This window comes from Paraburkholderia ribeironis (assembly GCF_900019265.1).
GTDB lineage: Bacteria > Pseudomonadota > Gammaproteobacteria > Burkholderiales > Burkholderiaceae > Paraburkholderia > Paraburkholderia ribeironis.
The window spans coordinates 5,259-9,257 of the sequence record NZ_CYGX02000093.1 but is presented as its reverse complement, the minus strand read 5'-3'; the positions used below and the strand labels follow the sequence as shown (position 1 = coordinate 9,257).

General features: G+C 55.6%; 4 protein-coding genes and 1 pseudogene. 2 read left to right on the top strand and 3 right to left on the bottom strand.

Annotated features, from left to right (window positions below):
* Positions 1–504: pseudogene (locus BN2475_RS29665) on the top strand (IS630 family transposase); the annotation flags it as partial.
* 3 nt (positions 505–507) lie between these two features.
* On the opposite strand, the gene BN2475_RS29660 reads toward BN2475_RS29665, so the two are convergent.
* Both BN2475_RS29660 and BN2475_RS33990 read right to left on the bottom strand, forming a co-directional pair.
* Positions 508–1,479 carry a hypothetical protein gene (locus BN2475_RS29660; RefSeq protein ID WP_094782967.1) on the bottom strand — a complete coding sequence of 324 codons (972 nt, stop codon included), beginning with the start codon at positions 1,477–1,479 and terminating at the stop codon, positions 508–510.
* Between the two features lie 201 nt (positions 1,480–1,680).
* The gene (locus BN2475_RS33990) at positions 1,681–2,256 is read right to left on the bottom strand and encodes a hypothetical protein (RefSeq protein WP_143325974.1); all 576 of its coding nucleotides are present in this window, start codon (positions 2,254–2,256) and stop codon (positions 1,681–1,683) included.
* Positions 2,257–2,326: 70 nt separating this feature from the next.
* On the opposite strand from BN2475_RS33990, the gene BN2475_RS29655 reads away from it, so the two are divergent.
* Entirely contained in the window at positions 2,327–3,160 is an 834-nt protein-coding gene (locus BN2475_RS29655) for an IS5 family transposase (RefSeq protein WP_245841679.1), read from the top strand.
* Between the two features lie 456 nt (positions 3,161–3,616).
* On the opposite strand, the gene BN2475_RS36645 is transcribed toward BN2475_RS29655, so the two are convergent.
* Positions 3,617–3,895, bottom strand: a complete 279-nt coding sequence (locus tag BN2475_RS36645) for a site-specific integrase (protein ID WP_218023740.1) — start codon at positions 3,893–3,895, stop codon at positions 3,617–3,619.
* Positions 3,896–3,999: the final 104 nt, after the last annotated feature.

Genomic DNA, 3,999 nt, shown 5'->3' with positions numbered 1-3,999 from the left:
TCCATCACATCAGAGCCCTGGATCGCAAGGACCGGATGCTGCCGCTCTCGCCCGGGCGCGCCGAGAGCCATGGCTTCGAATACAAACGCAATGGAACCCTGAGCCTGTTCGCCGCATTGAATGTCGCCACTGGTGAGGTGCTGGGCAAAACCGCGCCGCGCCATACCAGCGCCCAGTTCGTTGCGTTCCTCACCGAGGTGGTATCGGCCCAGCTGCGCGGAAAAGAGATTCACGTAATCTGTGACAACGTGAGCAGCCACAAAACCGATGCTGTTCGAACATTTCTGGCTGACCATCCGAGAGTCTCGATACATTACACGCCCACGTATTCGTCATGGCTGAATCAGGTGGAGAACTGGTTTGCCCGCATCCAGCACCAAGGATCTCGACAAAAAGCTCATGCGGTACATCCGTCAATACAACAAGCAAGCGCTCCCATTGAAATGGAAGTACTCCGATCCATCTCGGCGAATCCGGTGCAATTCATCCGGTTCAGCGGACTAGGTGTCAGCCGCCACTGCGCAGGATCTTGCCGAACAGGTCTTTCTCCACCCCTGACGCATTCGGACGTTTAACAGCCATGGTCAAAGCTGTGCGCAAGTTCGGCGTAAGCTCGACATCACCGCTGCTGACGGAATTCAGAGTTTCACGAACCAAGTCCGGATAGGCACCTTTGGAAAACTGGCCGATAGCGATATTCGCAGCTTCCCCCGGGGAATTCAGCCGAAAGAGTTTTTCTACAGCGAGTGCACGTATCAACTCACTATCGTGGCCGTCCGCTATCTGGTTCAATGTCTGCACGGCCTCACTTCTTAAGTTCGCGACATCGGGAATGCTTAGTTCCTCAAGAGTGCCGATGAGATTCAGTCGCGCGACAGCGGTCCTCTCATCGGTCGTGGCATCGTTCCTCAAATCGCTCAACACCTTACTGAAGACCTCTTGAGGCGTTTGACTTGGCATGTTGAAGTAAGTCTCATACATCTCGGCATATTTGGATTCGTTTCTGCCCTTCCAAATGGCATTTGCTTCTTGCAAGACTATCTCTCTGCCAATTGCAGAATCAACTAGGATGGATCGAAGAATGTCTCGCTCCATGCCCTGTTCGGCAGGCATGTCGTGATAGAACTGAGTCACAAGCTTTGCGACCTCAGGGTCATTTTCCAAAGCAATCTGCAGCCGAGCCCGAAACTCATCCAGCTCATTCTGAGACATGTTGCCGTGATTCACGATCTTCTGAAAGGTCGCACGAAGGCTCGCGTCAATTTGTACAGGTGTATCATTGGATGCCGTTCCGGAGGGCTTGTCATCGGTGGCCAAACTCTCGCCGGCATTAATACCATCGGGCCACACAACTCCCTCTTTGCTGCTTGTCGCTGTGGCTTCGGAAGACCTCAAGTCTGTGGGCGTGTATGCGCGCTTCGCTTGCTCCGAATCTACCGTGGGCGCGGCGAGAAATAAGAGGTACCCTGCCACCACCATCGGCCAGCATCCAACGATGGCTAGATGGACTCGACGCCGTGAAGATAAATTTATATTGAAGGACACAAGCTTTCTCCGTAGATAAGGAACGTCAGCGGTCTGACACAGTGCACGCCTCGCTCTTGGCGGTATCGTGGCGATGCCAAAGACACTCCCCGCTGTCTCAAGCCAATGAACGAAGGCGAATCGCGATCTGAGTAACTAAATGCGCTGATAGTTGCAGCTACTGCCACGCCACTCTGGCAAATATCCTTCACGATCATATGCGCCACCGACGTATGTGCAAAGCCAAAACATATCCCCCTGCCAATCGGAACGCCATCCCGCTGCGCAGGGCTGCAAGGTGGAGTAGCTATCCCCTCCGGTCACGTGGACTTTCCCCCATCGTTCGCTGAAGTTGATGACTGCGCGGCCCTTCCAGCCCGGGTTAGGGCGACAAGTGACCGTTTCGCTACGAATATTGCATGCAGTCCATGAATTATTGATCCGGGCATTGATCTCCATGCCGTCGATTTTTATCGGGATTTGCCACTGCGCACCGATGTTAAAGCCGGTGGTGTGGCATGACGAATGGCCTGTCGTTAACGCCACGGTTCCACAGCTTCCTCCAGGGCCGCCGAAACAATAATGCCAGTCCGATCCGTCCACGTAGTAGCCGTGCTGGTTTTTGCCGATCCAACCCAGGAACTGGGTGTTAAGCGTCTGCGCGCTGACGGGGCTGTTATAAACGCCCAGCCAAGCAGCTATGAGCAGAATTAATATCTTCTTTGATGCCACGGAAGATTCCTCTCTTGGTTTCGGTTAGAGAGCGTTAGGCACTTTATGTCGGACCTGGTATCCTGGCGGAATGAAAAAACGCAGGCCCTACCCAACGGATGTGTCGGATGAAGAATGGTACTTCGCGGCTCCGTACCTGACCTTGATGAACAAGGACGCGCCGCAGCGCCGCTACGAACTGCGCGAGATGTTCAACGCACTGCGCTGGATCGTACGTGCGGGGGCCCCGTGGCGTTTGTTGCCCAATGATTTTCCGCCGTGGGAACTGGTCTACCAGCAGACGCAACGCTGGATTCAGGCGGACTGCTTCGAGGCTATGGTGAGCGATTTGCGTTCGATCCTGCGGGTCGCCCAGGACCGCTGTGGTCAACCCAGCGCGGTCATCCTCGATGGCCGTACGCTGCAGTCGACGTGCGAAAGCGGCGCACGCGCAGGCTACGACGGATACAAACGCAAGAAAGGCAGCAAGGTACATATGGCGGTGGACACGTTGGGACAACTGCTCGCGGTGCATGTGACGCCGGCCAACGAGCAGGAGAGCGCGCAGGTTGGAGAACTGGCGCGTCAGGTGCAGCAGGCCACGGGCCAGACGGTCAAGGTGGCGTTCGCGGATCAGGGATATACCGGCGAAGAGCCCGCACAGGCGGCGCTTGACGAGGGGATTGAACTTCAGGTCATCAAGCTGCCGGAGGCGAAAAAGGGCTTCGTACTGTTGCCGCGTCGTTGGGTGGTGGAGCGCAGCTTCGGCTGGCTCAACCGCTTCCGCCGACTGGCCAGAGACTACGAGCGATTGCCCGAAACCTTGGCTGGTTTGCATTCGTCGTGTCCTCCGCCCTTATGCTCGTCCACTTTTCGGTCCTTACAAACGTGCATAACACCTTCTAAGATCGGGACCGGTAGTTGACTGAAACTATTCCAACTTGCCGGCATGTCATCCCTGTCGCCGCTAAAACGCTTGACATTCATGAAACAACGGGTTTTTATAAAACGCTGTGCCGGCGTCAGGACCCAATCCACCCAAGTTAAGCGCGTCTTCCGCGCCGTCGTCAGGACCGCGTCCACGTTGTCCATTGCCAATCAACTCGGCAAGTATGCACGCGCTTCGTGACTCGGCGTTTACAAAAAACCTTCGCATCTTATGGGAAGTGTTTCCCTATGGGGAGAAGATATCTCGGGGCGAGCGCGGAGTGGACTCCGTGCCGGTTTAACTCTCCATTAAGGCTTGGCCCTGAGCATGGCGATTACCTTATCGGACGGCCGAAACGATCCCCTGCGCAGATGCAGGGGGACGATCGCGTTGAGGGCTTCGAGCTTCTCGGTTGGATCAGCGCGAGTATAGATTTCAGTGGTCGCCAGATCGCTATGGCCGAGCCATAGGGACACTTTCCGGATATCCTGAGTGCTTCGTAGTACTATCATTGCGCACATAGTGCCTCAAGACGTGTGGTGATACCTGCTTCTTCGATAGCGAGGGACATGTATGACGAGCTGTCTCAGCGTGGCATCTAAGGATATACGCGAAACCCCAGCGACTCATTGCTTCACCGCGAGCATTGACGAACAATTCAGGTACTGCAGCAGTTCCCCGTACCGCCATCCAGGCACGCAATGCATTAGCGGTCGTTTTCCATAGGGGCAACGCGCGTTCCCGCCGACCCTTGCCGTGAACACGGATGCTTGCTCATGTGAAGCACGTTTTCGTCAAAGCGGCCGCACGCGTGAACACCGTGCCGAGAACAGCCA